Source organism: Moritella sp. (assembly GCF_013215705.1).
GTDB lineage: Bacteria > Pseudomonadota > Gammaproteobacteria > Enterobacterales > Moritellaceae > Moritella.
This window is the reverse complement of the sequence record NZ_JABSQR010000012.1, coordinates 71,002-89,807: the sequence shown is the minus strand read 5'-3', so window position 1 is coordinate 89,807 and position 18,806 is coordinate 71,002. Positions and strand designations below refer to the sequence as shown.

Genomic DNA, 18,806 nt, shown 5'->3' with positions numbered 1-18,806 from the left:
AGAAATGAGTATAAAAATGAAAATTGCTATTGCTGGAACTGGCTATGTCGGTCTATCAAACGCAATGCTTCTTGCACAACACAATGAAGTAATTGCCGTTGATATTATAGAAGAAAAAATTATTCAATTAAACAAAGGTTTCTCACCAATCGCAGATGCTGAAATTGAAGATTTTTTAAAAAATAAAGAATTAAACTTTATTGCTACATTAGATAAAGTATTAGCTTATAAAGATGCTGACTTTGTCATTATCGCCACACCAACAGATTATGACAGTGTTAATAACTACTTTAATACGTCGTCTGTTGAAGCCGTAATTAAAGATGTTATGGAAATTAATCCAACAGCCGTAATGGTGATTAAATCAACAGTCCCTGTTGGTTATACTAAGCGTATCAAGCAAAAGTTATGCTGTAGCAACATTATATTCTCACCAGAATTCTTACGTGAAGGTAAGGCGTTATACGATAACTTGCATCCTTCACGTATTATTGTTGGTGAAAAATCGGAACGAGCACAAGTATTCGCTAATTTATTAGCACAAGGTGCGATTAAAGAAAACATCGATATTTTATTTACAGATTCAACAGAAGCAGAAGCTGTTAAGTTGTTTTCAAATACTTATCTTGCCATGCGTGTATCTTATTTTAATGAACTCGATACGTATGCTGAAACTCATGGTCTAAACGCGCGTCAAATTATCGAAGGTGTTGGGCTAGACCCACGTATTGGCAGTCATTACAATAACCCATCATTTGGTTATGGTGGCTATTGCTTACCAAAAGACACCAAACAATTACGAGCCAACTTTAAAGATGTACCTAACTCGTTAATCAGCTCTATTGTAGAGTCGAATACAGTGCGTAAAGATCATATTGCATTTTCTATTATCAATAGACAGCCAAAAGTAGTGGGTATCTACCGTTTAATCATGAAAACGGGATCTGATAATTTCCGTGCATCGTCTATCCAAGGCATCATGAAGCGTATTAAAGCCAAAGGCATTGAAGTTGTTATTTATGAGCCGGTGTTAGAAGAAGACACCTTCTTCAACTCGCGTGTAATAACTGACTTCGAAGAGTTTAAGCAGATGTCTGATGTGATTGTGTCGAACCGTATGGAAGATGCGTTAATATCAGTTGTAGATAAGGTTTATACTCGCGATTTATTTGGTTCTGATTAACTATCTATTAGCTGTCCTTTAAGTCAGCCTATGTACGTTTCAACAAAGCACTAAAGAACCACTTTAGTGCTTTGCTATTTTTGTAATACTTATTCTAACAATCTTGCATCTCTTTTCAATTTTTAAAGGTTATCATCATGAAATATTTAGTGACCGGCGTTGCTGGTTTTATTGGTTCACAAGTGGTTGCCCGTTTGTGCGCTTTAGGCCATCAAGTTATTGGTATTGATAACTTAAATGATTATTACGATGTGAATTTGAAACTAGCGCGTTTAGATGAAATAAAACCACTAACAACATTTCAATTTATCGAAATGGATTTAGCTGACCGTGATGGTATAGCTGCATTATTTAAAGAACAACAATTTGATAAGGTGATTCACTTAGCGGCACAAGCGGGTGTTCGTTACTCTATTGATAACCCGATGGCATACGCTGACTCTAATCTTATTGGTCATCTAACCATTTTAGAAGGTTGCCGCCATAATAAGGTTAAACACCTTGTATACGCATCATCAAGCTCTGTTTATGGCTTAAACAGCAAAACACCATTTGAAACCAGTGACAGTGTTGATCACCCTGTGTCTTTATATGCAGCAACGAAAAAATCAAATGAGTTGATGGCACATTCTTATTCTCATTTATACAATATGCCAACCACAGGTTTACGTTTCTTCACTGTGTATGGTCCTGCTGGCCGTCCAGACATGGCACCCTTTATCTTTACTAAAAAGATATTAGAGGGTGAAACGATTGATATTAATAACAATGGTGATATGTGGCGTGATTTCACTTATATCGACGATATTGTTGAAGGCATCATTCGTATTCAAGATGTTATTCCAACTGTCGATGCTGATTGGAAAGTTGAAACAGGTTCTCCAGCAACAAGCTCAGCGCCATATAGTGTTTACAACATAGGTCACGGCAGCCCAATTAGTCTAATGGACTTTATTGAAGCGATTGAAGAAGCTTTAGGTATTGAAGCGAAGAAAAACTTCCGTGAGATGCAACCGGGTGACGTATACAAAACGTATGCTGATACAAGAGACTTATTTGCAGCGACTGGTTACAAAGCGCAAGTGGGCGTTAAAGAAGGCGTAAAAGCATTTGTTGATTGGTATAAAGAGTTTTATAACAAATAGTCATTGTTTTTAGATCTTTTCTAATCGTACATAATCTCAATGCTTTACTTTTTAGCTGAGACAGTTTGTGTTCTGCGAACTGTCTAAAATTTTTAATATTTTCTTTTAAATGAAAAGATTATAATTTAATATTAGGTCAATGCTATGATGATAAATGTCTATTTCCTGCGGCAGGTTAGGGTACGCGTTTCCTTCCTGTAACTATATCTATGGCCCCTCATTAATACTTTCATTCAGGTATATTGCTATATCAAGTATACCCACTAAATTTCGAACTAATCAAGGTTGTAATAAGCATGTTCATTGAACTCGGTTTTGTTTTCTTTTTCTCTTTAACTACGCTATTCACGATGCGTAAAATAGCTAAGGAGATTGGTTTAGTTGATAAACCCAATGAACGTAAACACCATGATGGTGCTATCCCATTGGTTGGTGGTATTACTATCTGTATTTCGTTTATGTATTTCTTATTCAATAATCCAGATCTGCTGCCGAACTACCGCCTGTACATGCTGTCTATTTTTATCCTTACCTTGGTTGGTGCACTGGATGATAAATTTGATCTGAGTTTTAAAATACGCTTTGTGATACAGGCCGGATTATCAGTCGCGATGATGCTAGTCGCAGATATCCAACTGCATACTTTAGGCGACATGTTGGGTTTCGGTGATATCGATTTAGGTGTTATTGGTTACCTGGTCACTGTTATTGCCGTGGTCGGTGCGATCAACGCTTTTAATATGGTTGATGGTATTGATGGTCTGTTAGGTGGCTTATCTATGGTAACCCTGGGCGGTTTAGGCTTTGTGCTTAGTGTCGGCGGACAAAGTAATCTTGGTTATTTATGCTTGGTACTTATTGTCATCATTTTACCTTATGTGCTGTTCAACTTAGGGTTATTAGGCCGAGAACGTAAAGTATTTATGGGAGACGCGGGTAGTATGTTGATTGGCTTTACGGTGATCTGGTTTCTATTACTATCATCACAAAAAGGCGAAGCGCTATTACGTCCGGTAACGGCATTGTGGCTAATAGCGGTACCGTTAATGGATATGGCGGCGATTATGATCCGTCGTATACGCCGTGGTGATTCACCATTTAAACCCGACCGTGAACATTTACATCACATCTTCCAACGTTTGGGTTTAAACAATACCCAAAACTTATGCGCTATCTGTTCTATCGCAATCGCCTACGCGGCTTTTGGGATTTATGCTGAAATTGTTGATATTCCAGAATACATCATGCTGGCACTATTTTTGGTTTGTTTTTTCATCTATCAATTACTGTTATCAAAAGTCTGGGTGATTACCGTAAAGCTTCGTGCTTGGCGTGCTAACTAGAATGAACAACGGGTTATTATTACTTTTAGACACATACATGTATGATATTTATAAAATACAAATAACAGGAACAGTTTCATGACAATTTTAGTCACAGGTGGTGCCGGTTATATCGGTAGCCATACCGTATTGGAGTTATTAAACAGCAATCAAGACGTGGTTGTGATTGATAATTTGTGTAATTCAAGTGAAGAATCATTACACCGTGTAAAAACGATCACGGGTAAAACCGTTAAGTTCTACTGTGGTGATGTACTGGATAGTGAATTATTAAACCGTATTTTTACTGAGCATGATATTAACGCGGTGATCCACTTTGCCGGTTTAAAAGCGGTCGGGGAGTCAAATAACATCCCATTAACCTATTATCGTAATAACATTGCTGCGACAATTAATATTTTAGACGTGATGGGCGCGCACAATGTGAAGAACTTTGTATTTAGTTCCTCAGCAACTGTGTATGGCGATCCGGCTTCTGTGCCGATTGATGAAAGCTTCCCAACGTCAGCAACCAACCCTTATGGCCGTTCTAAATTAATGGTCGAAGAGATCCTTGCCGACTTGTATAAGTCTGATAGCAGCTGGAACATTGCCCGTCTACGTTACTTCAATCCAGTCGGTTCACACGAGAGTGGCTTGATTGGTGAAGATCCAAATGACATTCCTAACAACCTGATGCCATACATTTCACAAGTGGCCGTGGGTAAACTTAACACGTTAAGTGTGTTTGGTGATGACTATGCTACCGTGGATGGTACTGGCGTTCGTGATTATATCCACGTAGTTGATTTAGCATTAGGGCATTTAAAAGCCTTAGACAAGCTAATGACCAATCCTGGTCTGGTGACGTATAACTTAGGTACCGGCCAAGGTTACAGCGTGTTAGAGATGGTTAAAGCCTTTGAGCAAGCATCGGGTAAAACCATTGCTTATCAAATCGCGCCACGACGTGAAGGCGATATTGCCCAGTGTTATGCTGCCACCGATCTTGCCGAACGCGAATTAGGCTGGAAAGCAGAGCGTAGTATTAGTGATATGACCGCGGATACCTGGCGCTGGCAATTAAATAACCCTGATGGTTATTAAAGCGTAAGTCGTTAAGCTTGGCGATATAAATCGCTCAGCTTGGCTTTTAGTTAAAGTCATACCTAAATCAGTATCATGACCTATTACTTTCTTGGGTTAAGCATTTTAAACTAAACGTTATATTTATCGTTTAACTTGCTTTCCAAGGACGGAAACAATGCGTATTTTACATCATGGTGCGGTTAATGGCGTGACCGGCTCTTGTCATCAACTGTATATGAATGATTATAATTCAGTGTTGATTGATTGTGGCTTATTTCAAGGTTCAGAAGCCGCTGGTAACAGCAACACAAACCAACTCTCTATCGACTTTAATGTGCGGACTATTAAAGCGCTTATCATTACCCATTGCCATATCGATCATGTCGGTCGCATTCCATATTTATTAGCCGCAGGCTACACTGGCCCTATTTATGCCACACAAGCGACTGCAGCTCTGCTTCCCCTTGTCATTGAAGACGCCCTTAAAGTCGGTGTCACCCGTGATAAAAAACTCATCCAAGCTTGCCTTTCCCTATTACAAAACCAACTCATCCCCGTGCCGTATCAAAAATGGCAAACAATTGAGGTACTGAAAATACCCAAAGAAGATATAAAGCCGAATGAAGTCTGCTATCAACGCCAGAAGATCCGCTTTTGTCCTGCCGGACATATCCTTGGTTCCGCCTATGTCGAAATTGAACTTGCCACCGATAAACCCATTTGCCGTCACCGTCTGGTATTTTCCGGTGATCTTGGCGCGTCTTACAGTCCGTTATTATCCTCACCCCGAGCGCCATATCGCGCTGATACGTTAATTATCGAAAGTACTTATGGTGATAAACGGCACGAACATCGCAATTTGCGTAGTCAAAAGTTACAAGCGGTGATCGAGCATGCGGTGAGCGATAATGGCGTGGTGTTGATCCCGGCATTCAGTATCGGCCGTACCCAAGAGTTACTTTACGAAATCGAACAGTTTATTTATGCTGCGCCAAAGAATAGCTTATGGAAAAACATCGAAATTATTGTCGACTCGCCAATGGCTGCCAACTTCACCGATAAATACCGCGACTTTAAAGGGCTGTGGGATAAAGAAGCATTAGGTAAACTCAAGCAAGGTCGCCATCCGCTGGATTTTGAGCAACTGTATACCATCGACAATCATCAAGACCATCTCTCTGTAGTTCAATATCTGTCTAAACGTAACAAACCCGCCATCGTCATCGCCGCGAGTGGCATGTGCAGTGGTGGTCGTATCGTCAATTACCTGACGCAATTCTTACCGGATGCCAAAGCCGATGTTATTTTTGTCGGTTATCAAGCCCAAGGTACCCCCGGCCGCGATATTCAACGCTATGGCCCTAAGGGTGGTTATGTGGATCTTAACGGTAAACGCATCACCATTAAAGCCGGTATCCATACCATCAGTGGTTATTCGGCCCATGCGGATCAACTGGATCTGATTAATTTTGTCAAACATATCAAGCATAAACCACGCGAGATACGGATAGTGCATGGTGATGAAGCTGCGAAACAGGCGTTAGCGGAAAAACTAGGACTATTAGTGCCTGATGCGCGGATATTACGGCCAAGTAACTAAGTTGGCATTGATTATGCTGTGTTTTTGGTTTGGAGAGCGGATGAAAGTTGCGAAACAAATACAAAAATGGTAATTTTGTCGGCTATTCTGACAGAGAAAATGCTATTATTGTCAGTTCTGATATTACGGTTTTAAGTGATAAAAGCTATTTTTTTGTACATAACTAGCAGATAGTTATTCACAACACATTATTTTCACTGGAAAATTTATGCAAACACAGTTTATTTCGCAAATATTTGATTTACCCAAATCGCTAAAAAATACCATTAAGCTGTCATTTGACTTTTTCTGCCTGTTGTTTTGTTTTTGGGCTGCATTTTTTACCCGTACCGATGCCAGTGCTGAATTTATGGATCCGGTGTACTGGGGCTGGGCAATAGCGATTATATTTTGTTCCCTGTTCTATTTTGTCAAGGTCGGCATGTATCGCGCGGTATTTCGCTATGTGAGTGCCAGTTTTACTAAGGTGGTGATACAAAGTATCTTCGTTGCATCATTATTTTTAGTATTGGGTTTCTATATCAATGGTTTAATGTTGCCACGCTCGTTACCTTTTATCTATTTTTCTTATGCTATGGTGATGATTGGTGGCTCGCGATTACTGTACCGTAATTTAGTTCATCAATTAACGGGCATTAAACATGGGGAGCCTGTCATCATTTATGGTGCTGGTTCTGCAGGCCGACAACTTTATACCAGCCTAGCACAGTCATCAGAATATCGACCAATCGCCTTTGTTGATATTGACCCTAAGCTGCATTTCCGCATCGTGCATGATGTGAATGTGTTTCCGGTAGCCGATTTAGCGGAATTAATTGAACAAAATCGTGTGCAAAAGGTGTTACTGGCGATCCCGAGTGCAACCCGTCACCAACGTAAACAAGTACTAGCAGAATTAGAACACTTGCACGTTAAAATATTAACGGTGCCTGGCACGACGGACTTAGTCAACGGCGATTATAAAATAGATCAAATTAAAGCCATTGATATTACAGATTTATTAGGTAGAGAATGCGTAGAGCCTAATGATGATTTAATGCATGCCAACATTAAAGGTAAAGTGGTGATGGTGACTGGTGCAGGTGGCTCGATTGGCTCTGAATTGTGTCGTCAGATCATTCGCCAGCAGCCGACTAAGTTAGTCTTGTTCGATGTGTCTGAATTTAATCTTTATAGTATTGAAAAAGAATTGAGCCAGCTGATCAGCCAAGAACAGTTAACGGTATGTTTATTACCCTTAATGGGCTCAGTGCAGCTAGAGACTCGATTACACTCAGTAATGAAGACATTCAAGGTAGAAACCATCTATCATGCCGCCGCGTATAAACATGTTCCGCTGGTGGAACATAACGTCACCGAAGGTGTATGTAATAATATCTTTGGGACGCTAAATACTGCGCGCGCTGCGATTAGTGCTGGGGTGAAAAATTTCGTCTTGATCTCCACCGATAAAGCCGTACGACCAACCAATGTCATGGGTGCAACCAAACGCATGGCTGAATTAGTGCTACAAGCATTAGCAAAGGAACAATCTTCGACGCGTTTTTGCATGGTACGCTTTGGTAATGTACTCGGTTCTTCGGGTTCGGTTGTCCCTCTATTTAAGCAGCAGATTAGTCAGGCTGGCCCTGTGACTGTCACAGACAAAGATATCATTCGTTATTTTATGACTATTCCAGAAGCTGCGCAGCTAGTCATTCAAGCTGGTTCTATGGGCAAGGGCGGCGATGTGTTTGTGTTAGATATGGGTGAACCTGTTAAAATTTATGAGCTAGCCAGAAATATGATCCACCTCAGTGGCTTTGATGTCAAAGATGAAAATAACCCTTATGGTGATATCGAGATCAAGATAACCGGATTACGTCCTGGAGAAAAACTGTACGAAGAGCTATTGATCGGCGATAATGTCGCTAAAACGCAGCATCAGCGGATCATGAGCGCGAATGAGGTTTGCTTGTCTTGGGTTGAACTGGAAGCTTTGTTAGCGAGATTGCAGATTGCTTGTCTGGGGTTTGATAATCAAGTGATTCGTGAGATTTTGTTGTCGGCACCTACGGGGTTCCAGCCAAAAGATGGGATTTGTGACTTGGTTTGGGTTGAGCACTTGGAAAGAAATAAAATTTAAATTTCTTTATTAAAAATTAACAATGAATGCTACCAGGTTTGAGGGATCTATAAACCTTAGGTGGAAATGTTGTTTATAAAAGATAATTAATAATGTTACCTTTAGAATTATTTAAAAAAATTATAGCTTCAACACCATTAATATCTATTGATTTAATAGTGACAGATAAAGAAGGGAATGTTTTGCTGGGGATGAGAACTAATCGACCTGCCAAAGGTTACTGGTTTGTACCTGGTGGGCGTATTCAAAAGGATGAATCAATGGCTAGCGCATTTAAACGATTAACATTAAATGAGCTAGGTAAAGCATTTGATATATCTCAGGCTGAACTCATTGGCCCCTTTGAGCATTTTTATAGAGATAACGTAACTGGTGATGATTTTAGTACTCATTATATTGCGCTTGGTTATCGACTTGTTGTTGATGACGCTCAACTAGTACTCCCAACAGAACAGCATAGTCAATATACTTGGATGAGTATAAACGAATTACTTGAACATCGAGATGTACATACTCATACTCGTTGGTATTTTGAATAACCTTTTTGACTTTATTCTTTTAGATTTTGGAACTCATGATGATTTTACCTGTAATTATGGCGGGCGGCACTGGTAGTCGGTTGTGGCCTCTTTCTCGCGAACTATATCCGAAACAATTTTTAACTGTTTCGGGTGATCTGTCCATGCTACAACAAACGGTTGCTCGTTTATCTGGTATTCCACACCAAGCACCACTATTAATTTGTAATGAAGAACACCGCTTTATTGCTGCAGAGCAATTGCGTTTAGGTGGTTTTGAGCATAGTGGTATTATATTAGAGCCTGTTGGCCGTAATACAGCGCCTGCGATTGCTTTGGCTGCATTACAAGCATTAAAGACCGCGAAACAAGACGAAGAACTTATTTTACTCGTGCTAGCAGCAGACCATTTAATTGAAGATACTGCTGCATTTCAATCATCAGTTGAAAAAGCATTACCTTTTGCTCAAGAAGGTAAATTAGTTACATTCGGTATCGTACCTACGTCACCAGAAACTGGCTATGGTTATATCAATGCAGGTGACGCTGAAGGTGCTGCATTTAGTGTAAATCAGTTTGTAGAAAAACCAGATTTAGGAACTGCACAACGTTATCTTGATAGTGGTGATTATTACTGGAACAGTGGTATGTTCTTGTTTAAAGCCTCACGTTATATTGAAGAATTAAAAATTCATCATCCAGAAATTATTGCCGCGTGTGTAGATGCTATGTCTGAATCCAATGCGGATATGGACTTTATTCGTGTTGATAAAGCTGCATTTGAATTATGTCCTGACGATTCGATTGATTATGCAGTAATGGAGAAAAGTGCTGATGTAGTGGTTGTACCAATGGATGCTGGTTGGAGTGATGTTGGTTCATGGTCTGCACTATGGGATGTTTCTGTAAAAGATGAAAATAACAATGTCATTAAAGGTGATGTAATTAGTGTTGATTCTTCAAATGGTTACTTTTACTCTGAGAATAAGCTTATTGCAACTTTGGGTATTGATAATATTGTTGTTGTTGAAACAAAAGATGCGATTTTAGTTGCCAATAAAGACCGCGTTCAAGATGTAAAGAAAATTGTTAATCTCCTCAAACAAGCTGGACGAACAGAGCATAAGATACACCGAGAAGTATACCGTCCTTGGGGGAAATATGACTCACTTGATTTTGGTGACCGCGATCAAGTTAAACGTATTACAGTAAAACCGGGTGCTAAACTATCAATTCAAATGCATCATCACCGCGCAGAACACTGGATCGTGGTATCGGGTACTGCAAAAGTAACGAATGGTGATAAAACATTCTTAGTAACAGAAAATGAATCGACATATATCCCTCTTGGTCAAATTCACGCATTAGAAAATCCTGGCGTATTACCTCTTGAACTGATTGAAGTGCAAACAGGTTCTTACCTTGGTGAAGATGATATTGTACGTTTCGATGATAAATATGGCAGAGTTTAAGTATTAAGGTTAAGCGTTAAGGTAAAAGTATGACAACTAAATTAACAGCATTTAAAGCTTATGACATTCGTGGTCAATTAGGCTTAGAGTTAAACAATGACATAGCCTATCGTATTGGTCGTGCTTTTGGTCAGTATTTGTTTTCAGAAAGTAAGTGTTCAACAACAGCGCAAAAAAAAGTCGTTGTTGGTGGTGATATTCGCCTAACATCCGAAGAGTTAAAACTTGCATTAGCGAATGGTCTAATGGACTCGGGTGTCGATGTTATCGATATCGGTATGACAGGCACTGAAGAAATATACTTTGCGACAAAATACCTTGGCATCGATGGCGGTGTAGAAGTCACAGCAAGTCATAATCCAATGGATTATAACGGTATGAAATTGGTGCGTGAGGACTCAAAACCCATTAGTGGTGATACAGGTCTACGTGAAATTCAAGCGTTAGCAGAAGCAAATGATTTTGTCGATGTTGTTGCAAGCGAACGTGGCACGTTAACGCTGCAATCAACATTAACTGCTTATGTTGACCACTTAATGACATACATTACGCCTGCTAACATTAAGCCGATTAAACTGGTTGTTAACTCAGGTAACGGCGCTGCAGGTCATGTTGTCGATGAATTAGAGCTGCGCTTTAAAGCATTAAATATACCTGTTGAATTTATTAAAGTACATCATGAAGCTGATGGTCACTTCCCCAACGGTATCCCCAACCCATTATTAGATGATTGTCGTGCGGATACCGCTAATGCAGTTATTGAGCATAATGCGGATATGGGTATTGCCTGGGACGGTGACTTTGACCGTTGTTTCTTGTTTGATGAAAATGGCGAGTTTATCGAGGGTTACTATATCGTTGGTTTATTAGCTGAAGCATTTTTACAAAAAGAGGCTTTACAAGGAAAAAGTGGCGCTAAAATTATTCACGATCCTCGTTTAAGCTGGAATACCATCGATATCGTAGACGCGAACGGTGGTGTAGCAATCATGTCTAAGACTGGACACGCTTTCATTAAAGAACGTATGCGCAAAGAAGATGCGGTATACGGTGGTGAAATGAGTGCACATCATTACTTTCGTGATTTTGCTTATTGTGATTCTGGTATGATCCCTTGGTTACTGGTGACAGAATTATTGTGTGTGAAAAACATGAAACTGTCAGATACTGTGAAAGCGCGTATTGAAGCCTACCCATCATCAGGTGAAATTAACTCTAAGCTTGCGAACCCAGTTGAAGCTATTGCCAGAGTGCGTGCAGAATATGAAGTGAATGCATTAGTTGTGGATGAAACAGATGGCATTAGCCTAGAGTTTGCTGACTGGCGCTTTAACTTGCGTTCATCAAATACCGAACCTGTAGTTCGTTTAAATGTAGAATCAAAACAAAACATTGCATTAATGCATGAAAAAACAAAAAATATTTTAGCGTTATTAAGAAAGTAACGATTTAAGTTAAGGAATTCAAATGAATAAGAATAAAGTTGCGTTAATCACAGGTGTAACAGGTCAAGATGGTTCATACCTTGCAGAATTATTATTAGAAAAAGGTTATGAAGTTCACGGTATTAAACGTCGTGCATCATCATTAAATACAGACCGTATTGACCATATTTTTCAAGATAATCACGAGAAAAACCAGAAGTTTTTCTTACATTATGGTGATTTAACTGATTCATCAAATCTGACCCGTATCATTAAAGAAGTGCAACCTGATGAAGTATATAATTTAGGCGCACAGTCACACGTTGCTGTTTCTTTCGAATGCCCTGAATATACCGCAGATGTAGATGCAATGGGTACATTACGTTTACTTGAAGCTATTCGTTTTTTAGGACTTGAGAAAAAGACCAAGTTCTACCAAGCATCGACCTCTGAGCTGTTCGGTGAAGTGCAAGAGATCCCACAACGTGAAACCACCCCTTTTCACCCGCGTTCACCGTATGCAGTAGCAAAAATGTACGCTTACTGGATAGTCGTAAACTACCGTGAATCTTATGGTATGTATGCGTGCAATGGTATTTTATTTAATCATGAATCCCCACGTCGTGGTGAAACCTTTGTAACCCGTAAAATTACTCGTGCGATCGCTAATATTTCCCAAGGTTTAGAAAAGTGTTTGTATCTTGGTAATATGGATGCACTACGTGACTGGGGTCATGCCAAAGATTACGTGCGCATGCAATGGATGATGTTACAGCAAGATAAAGCAGATGATTTTGTGATTGCAACAGGCAAACAAATTAGTGTACGCGAGTTCGTTTCATTATCAGCGGAAGAAGCCGGTATTGAATTAGAGTTTACCGGTACCGGGCTGGATGAGGTCGCAACGGTTAAATCAATTTCAGGTGAGAATGCGCCAGCAGTGAAAATAGGTGATGTGATAGTGAAAGTTGATCCGCGCTACTTCCGTCCTGCTGAAGTAGAAACATTACTGGGTGATCCATCAAAAGCCAAAGAAATATTAGGCTGGGTACCAGAGATCACGGTTGAAGAAATGTGTGCAGAGATGGTCGATAATGATCTACAAAATGCCAAAAAACATGCAATTTTAAAAGCGCATGGTTATACATCATCTGTGTCAGTTGAATAGGTCGATTAAATGAAAATTTTATTAACTGGTGCTAATGGCATGGTTGGCAAAAATATTTTAGCGGTTGCCAGCCAGCATCAACATGTATTTTTATCGCCGAGTAGTGCTGAACTTAATTTACTTGATGCGGAGTCTGTTCGCCAATATTTCCATGCACATAAGCCAGATATGGTCATTCATGCTGCGGGCGTTGTGGGCGGTATTCAAGCTAATATGGCAGAACCGGTCAAGTTTTTAGTTGAAAATATGCAAATGGGATTGAATATTTTAACTGCCGCGAAAGATGCGGAAGTTAGGCAATTTTTAAATCTCAGCAGTTCATGCATGTATCCACGTGATGCGATTAATCCACTGTCAGAAGAGTTAATTCTGAAAGGTGAATTAGAGCCAACGAATGAAGGTTATGCGCTGGCAAAAGTAGCAAGCACGCGCTTGTGTGAATATATCAGTAAAGAAGATGCGACATTGATATATAAAACCATTATCCCATGCAATTTATACGGTAAGTTTGATAAGTTTGACCCGAATCATTCACATATGATCCCTGCTGTTATTCGTAAATTAGACGAAGCGGCCAAAGCGGGATTAGCTGAAATAGATATCTGGGGTGATGGTGAAGCGCGTCGTGAGTTTATGTATGCGGAAGATCTTGCAGACTTTATTTTCTACGCGATTGAACGTTTTGAGGCTATGCCACAGAACTTGAATGTAGGCCTTGGCACTGACTATACGATTAATGAATATTACCAGGCGATCGCTGATGTGGTTGGCTTTACGGGTAGCTTTAAGCATGACTTAAGTAAACCTGTCGGCATGAGACAGAAGTTAATTGATGATACAAAATTAACTGCATTTGGCTGGCGCTATAAAACGTCATTAACCGCCGGTATTAAGAAAACCTATCAATTTTATGTAAGTGAGCACTGTAATGATTAATTATTCGCTAGCAAGTAGTACCTGGGATGAGCGTGAATTTGGCGCGATTCAAAGTGTCATCGATTCAGACATGTTTACGATGGGTAAACATGTCGCGCAATATGAACAAGATTTTGCGAAATTTTTTGGTTCTAAATACGCGCTAATGGTGAGTTCAGGTTCTACGGCTAATTTATTAATGATTGCCAGTTTATTCTTTACAAAAAATAGTAAATTTAAGCTAAAACGCGGTGACGAAATTATTGTGCCGGTAGTATCTTGGTCAACGACTTATTTTCCATTGCAGCAATATGGTTTAAAAGTAAAATTTGTTGATATCGATCGCAATACCTTAAATATGGATCTTGATCAGTTAGAAGCCGCTATTACAGATAAAACACGCGCAATTCTGTCCGTTAATCTATTAGGTAACCCGAACGATTATAATCGTATGAATGAAATTATTGCGGGTCGTGATATTTTTATTCTCGAAGATAACTGTGAATCGATGGGTGCAACACTTGATGGTAAGCAAGCGGGTACGTTTGGCGTCATGGGGACATACAGTTCATTCTTCTCGCACCATATCGCGACGATGGAAGGCGGTTGTGTTGTTACTGATGATGAAGAGCTTTACCATATTCTGTTATGCATTCGTGCACATGGTTGGACACGCAACCTGCCGAAATTTAATCATGTTAGCGGTGAGAAAAGTGATGACCCATTTGAAGAATCATTTAAATTTATGCTGCCTGGTTATAACGCCCGCCCACTAGAAATGAGTGGTGCACTGGGTATCGAGCAATTGAAAAAATTACCTGGTTTTATTGCAATAAGACAGCGCAATGCAAAATTATTCCAATCATTATTTGCGAACCATCCTTATATTGATATTCAACAAGAAACAGGTCAAAGTAGCTGGTTTGGTTTCTCGTTAGTATTAAAAGAAAATGCACCTTATACGCGTGCAGAATTAATTAAACTATTAGTTAAAAATGGGATTGAATGCCGTCCGATTGTAACGGGTAATTTCCTTAAGAATACACAAGTGCTAGAGTATTTTGATTATGAAGTTGCTGGTAGTGTCGCGAATGCTGAATATATTGATAAGCATGGTTTATTTGTTGGTAATCATCAAAATGATATTGACGTTGAAATTAAGTTATTAGCTAAAGTACTTTGTTAGTTATTTAGCTAATAAAGTACTTTTGTATTGATATTTTATAAGGAAAGAAGATGAGTTATTTTTTAAATAAATTAAAAAACGCGTATAAATTGCTGACAAAAGATTTGTTCTATATGGCCATGCGTCAGTGGATCCGTGCTGATGGTGATAAAACACTACGCTTAAACTATCCACTTAGTAAAGATTCGGTTGTATTTGATATAGGTGGGTATAAAGGTGATTGGGCTGAAAATATATATAATCAGTATGGCTGTAATATCTTTATATTTGAGCCTGTCGAAGGGTTTTATAATGAAATTGTTACTAAATTTCAAGGTGTTGAAAGTATTAAAGCTTACAATTATGGACTTGCTGGTAGTGATCAGGAAATGAACATTACAGTACAAAATGATGCGTCCAGTACGATTGCTTGTTCAGGTATTGAAAAAGAGCTGATTCAGTTGAAAGATGTGTCTACTTTTTGTGAAGATCAAAAAATTGATGAAATTGATTTAATTAAAATTAACATTGAAGGTGGTGAGTTTGAATTGCTCGAGCGGATGTTCGAACAAGGACTTGTCGCTAAGTGTAAAAATATACAAATTCAATTCCATGATTTTTTTCCTGAAGCAAAATCGCTACGACAGGATATTCGAGAGCGGTTAAAGGAAACCCATCATCTTACATACGATTATTACTTTGTATGGGAAAATTGGGAGCGTATTTAATGTTGAAAGCTTCGCTTGTTGTTGATTATTATCTACAAAATAAAATGTTTGATTTAGACAATGAGTATATAAATAGAGATGATTGTTTATATAGTAGTTGGCTTTTAAAAAAAAAACTGAATGAAATCAATGTTGATTTATCGACTTGCGATATTAATGATCCTTCACGTTCAAAATTTGCGATATATTTCGATCTCCCTGTAAAGGGAGTTAAAATAACTTCAGATTTTTCTTATTTATTTTTATTTGAAAGTGCTGTTATAAAATCTTTTTCATGGGAGTTGAAGCAGCATGAACAATTCACTAAAATATTTACATGGAATGATGATTTAGTTGATAATAAAAAATATTTTAAAATGAATTTTTCCCATAAATTTCCAGACAATATTAATATATATAAAACGGGTATACTTCCGTTTGAAGATAAGACGTTATGTACTTTGATTTCTGGAAATAAAGTAGTAAATCATAAAATGGAACTTTATTCTAAACGAGTAAAAACGATTCGTTGGTTTGAAAAAAATGCTCCACATGATTTTGAGTTTTATGGTGTAGGATGGGAAATCCGAGTGTCAGCAAATCGTTATTTAAATTACTTTTTAGCTAGAACACCCTTGTTATCGAAAAAACTAGCTGTTAAGCATCCTTCATATAAAGGAATGGTCGATAGTAAACGAGATACGTTACATAATTATAAGTTTTCCATATGTTATGAAAATGCACAGATGATATCTGGCTATATAACAGAGAAAGTATTTGATTGCTTTTTTGCGGGGTGTGTACCAATTTATTGGGGGGCTCCTAATATAACTGAACATATACCTGAAAATTGTTTTATTGATCGTAGACAGTTTAAGACTCACGAAGAACTTTATTTATATTTAAAAAATATGACCAAAGAACAATATGTAGATATTCAAAATAATATTTCAGATTATTTATTTTCAGATAAGTCTAAGCCTTATAGAGCTGAAACATTTGCAAATATGATTGTGGAACATGTATTAGATGATTTAAATAGGCACTAAATTGATAAAAATTAAAATAATGGGTGGATTAGGTAATCAGCTTTTTCAATATGCAACAGCAAGAGCCTTAAGTGAAAAACTTAATACCTCGGTTGTTTTGGATGTAAGTGAGTTTAATTCTTATGATGTACATCCTTTACGTTTAAATGAATTTAATTGTAAAGGTATATTCTCGTCTAAGAAACAATTGCTTCGTTCTTTATTAGAAAGGAATGTAATTAAAAAACACGTAAGTAAATTAAAAGTATTTAACAAGTATTATTTTGAGCGTAATTTAGAATTTAATGAAGATGTGCTCAATGTGGAAAATGGAAGTTCGCTAATCGGATATTTTCAAACTGAAAAATATTTTGAAGTTATAAGAACTCAATTATTAGAAGAGTTGACCCTGAAAAATTCTTTAAATAACATTGAAACTAAAGTAAGCCATAAAATAAACAATACTAATAGTATATCAATCCATATTCGTCGTGGTGATTATATTTCCAATCAATATGCGAATAGTATACATGGTACTTGTGACAGTGCATACTTTTCTCGCGCTATCGCATATATGAGCGAAAATAATATACTCGATGATTCAAGTGAATTTTTTGTATTTTCTGATGATATTGAGTGGTGCCGTAATAACTTAGAACTTGGTTATAAATTGAATTTTGTAACGGGTAGTGCTGAACGACCAGAAGTAGATATGATTTTGATGTCGCAGTGTAAACATCAAATTATATCTAATAGTACATTTAGTTGGTGGGGAGCTTGGTTGAATAAAAATGAAAGTAAAGTAATAATCACACCAAAAAAATGGTTCGAAAATGATAATATGGCTAAAGAATCGGGGGATATAATTCCTCATTTATGGGTTAAATTGTAATAATACGAATGTGAGGGTCTGTGGAAGCATGATCTCGTGAGTAAAATATTTTAAAAGGGTTAATCGTGACGGGTGAAAAATTAGATATTTTGGTTAGTGTTATTATACCTGTTTATAATGCATCTAAATATATTCATGATGCATTGAGTTCAGTATGCAATCAAACATATAAAAATTTAGAAATAATAGTTATTGATGATGGCTCCAGCGATGATTCTTTAAGTAAAATTAAATATTTTTCAGAGATAGACTCTAGAGTGAAAGTTTTAAGTCGAGAAAATAAAGGCTTAATATATACTTTAAATGAAGCTATCTCTATTGCTTCTGGTAAGTATATATCAAGAATGGATGCTGATGATATAAGTTCATTGGATCGTATAGAAAAACAAGTGGATATTTTAGAATTAGGGTTTGATATTTGCGGTTGTCACTTTCATGTTATAGATGAACAAAGTAACTTAATGCATTCTATAGTCGTTTCAACAAATCCTGATTATCAGGCTATAATTCTTTCTCGTTCAGTGCCATTCGCACATGGTTCTGTGACATTTAGGCGTTCATTTCTTGAAAATAATGGATTGTCTTATGTTGATGATAAATTTATTTCAGCAGAAGATTATTTTCTTTGGGTACGTTTTTATGAGTCAGGTGCGAAAATTACAAATGTAGATGAATATTTATTTTATTATAGAGATTTTTCTTTATCATTGTCAAATGTTAACAAAACATCTAACTTACTGGATGCTATAAAAATTTCTAATTATTTTATAAATAAAAACTTTCATGAAATTGAATCTATTGTAGACAAGTTAAATCATTATACTAATAATAAAAGATTGAATTCATTCGAGTTAGAACAGCTAGGATACTATGTATTCAAAACTTTTTTTAGACGGAAACTAGGTAAAACATTTTTATTGATCAAGTCGCTCCCCCTTAATATCGTTTTACTTTCTGCTTTAAGAGTCGTTAAATATTTAATAGCTAGATAAATTTATTATCTCATAACGACTTCATAATAATGATTGATTAGACTAGGTTACCTTTAATCTC

16 protein-coding genes are annotated in these 18,806 nt (G+C 37.6%); all 16 read left to right on the top strand.

Annotated elements, in window-relative coordinates; translation table 11 throughout:
• Window positions 1–16 precede the first annotated feature (16 nt).
• Window positions 17–1,183, top strand: coding sequence for a nucleotide sugar dehydrogenase (locus tag HRT96_RS09855; RefSeq protein ID WP_293155683.1), 1,167 nt, complete (start codon window positions 17–19; stop codon window positions 1,181–1,183).
• Window positions 1,184–1,320: 137 nt separating this feature from the next.
• Entirely contained in the window at window positions 1,321–2,328 is a 1,008-nt protein-coding gene (locus HRT96_RS09850; RefSeq protein WP_293155680.1) for an NAD-dependent epimerase, read from the top strand.
• Between the two features lie 296 nt (window positions 2,329–2,624).
• Window positions 2,625–3,671: a UDP-N-acetylglucosamine--undecaprenyl-phosphate N-acetylglucosaminephosphotransferase gene (gene wecA, locus HRT96_RS09845; RefSeq protein WP_293155677.1), complete on the top strand. Its 1,047-nt coding sequence runs from the start codon at window positions 2,625–2,627 to the stop codon at window positions 3,669–3,671.
• A gap of 78 nt (window positions 3,672–3,749) precedes the next feature.
• Window positions 3,750–4,757 (top strand): UDP-glucose 4-epimerase GalE, encoded by a 1,008-nt coding sequence (galE, locus tag HRT96_RS09840; protein WP_293155674.1) that lies wholly within the window; start codon window positions 3,750–3,752, stop codon window positions 4,755–4,757.
• 157 nt (window positions 4,758–4,914) lie between these two features.
• Window positions 4,915–6,339, top strand: coding sequence for an MBL fold metallo-hydrolase (locus tag HRT96_RS09835; RefSeq protein ID WP_293155670.1), 1,425 nt, complete (start codon window positions 4,915–4,917; stop codon window positions 6,337–6,339).
• 208 nt (window positions 6,340–6,547) lie between these two features.
• Window positions 6,548–8,464, top strand: a complete 1,917-nt coding sequence (locus tag HRT96_RS09830) for a nucleoside-diphosphate sugar epimerase/dehydratase (RefSeq protein WP_293155667.1) — start codon at window positions 6,548–6,550, stop codon at window positions 8,462–8,464.
• Window positions 8,465–8,556: 92 nt separating this feature from the next.
• Window positions 8,557–9,003 carry a GDP-mannose mannosyl hydrolase gene (locus tag HRT96_RS09825; RefSeq protein WP_293155664.1) on the top strand — a complete coding sequence of 149 codons (447 nt, stop codon included), beginning with the start codon at window positions 8,557–8,559 and terminating at the stop codon, window positions 9,001–9,003.
• Between the two features lie 38 nt (window positions 9,004–9,041).
• The gene (locus tag HRT96_RS09820; protein WP_293155809.1) at window positions 9,042–10,454 is read left to right on the top strand and encodes a mannose-1-phosphate guanylyltransferase/mannose-6-phosphate isomerase; all 1,413 of its coding nucleotides are present in this window, start codon (window positions 9,042–9,044) and stop codon (window positions 10,452–10,454) included.
• A gap of 29 nt (window positions 10,455–10,483) precedes the next feature.
• Window positions 10,484–11,899 (top strand): phosphomannomutase CpsG, encoded by a 1,416-nt coding sequence (locus tag HRT96_RS09815; RefSeq protein ID WP_293155661.1) that lies wholly within the window; start codon window positions 10,484–10,486, stop codon window positions 11,897–11,899.
• 22 nt (window positions 11,900–11,921) lie between these two features.
• Window positions 11,922–13,046 (top strand): GDP-mannose 4,6-dehydratase, encoded by a 1,125-nt coding sequence (gene gmd / locus HRT96_RS09810; protein WP_293155659.1) that lies wholly within the window; start codon window positions 11,922–11,924, stop codon window positions 13,044–13,046.
• Window positions 13,047–13,055: 9 nt separating this feature from the next.
• Window positions 13,056–13,982: a GDP-L-fucose synthase gene (locus tag HRT96_RS09805; protein ID WP_293155657.1), complete on the top strand. Its 927-nt coding sequence runs from the start codon at window positions 13,056–13,058 to the stop codon at window positions 13,980–13,982.
• Window positions 13,975–15,147 carry a DegT/DnrJ/EryC1/StrS aminotransferase family protein gene (locus tag HRT96_RS09800; RefSeq protein WP_293155654.1) on the top strand — a complete coding sequence of 391 codons (1,173 nt, stop codon included), beginning with the start codon at window positions 13,975–13,977 and terminating at the stop codon, window positions 15,145–15,147. Before HRT96_RS09805 ends, HRT96_RS09800 begins: the two co-directional genes overlap by 8 nt.
• A 50-nt stretch (window positions 15,148–15,197) precedes the next feature.
• Entirely contained in the window at window positions 15,198–15,854 is a 657-nt protein-coding gene (locus HRT96_RS09795; RefSeq protein WP_293155651.1) for an FkbM family methyltransferase, read from the top strand.
• Window positions 15,854–16,882, top strand: a complete 1,029-nt coding sequence (locus tag HRT96_RS09790) for a glycosyltransferase family 10 (RefSeq protein ID WP_293155648.1) — start codon at window positions 15,854–15,856, stop codon at window positions 16,880–16,882. The genes HRT96_RS09795 and HRT96_RS09790 overlap by 1 nt, the downstream gene beginning before the upstream one ends.
• 1 nt (window position 16,883) lies before the next feature.
• Entirely contained in the window at window positions 16,884–17,753 is an 870-nt protein-coding gene (locus HRT96_RS09785; protein WP_293155645.1) for an alpha-1,2-fucosyltransferase, read from the top strand.
• A gap of 65 nt (window positions 17,754–17,818) precedes the next feature.
• Window positions 17,819–18,745: a glycosyltransferase gene (locus tag HRT96_RS09780; RefSeq protein ID WP_293155642.1), complete on the top strand. Its 927-nt coding sequence runs from the start codon at window positions 17,819–17,821 to the stop codon at window positions 18,743–18,745.
• The last annotated feature ends 61 nt before the right edge of the window (window positions 18,746–18,806 follow it).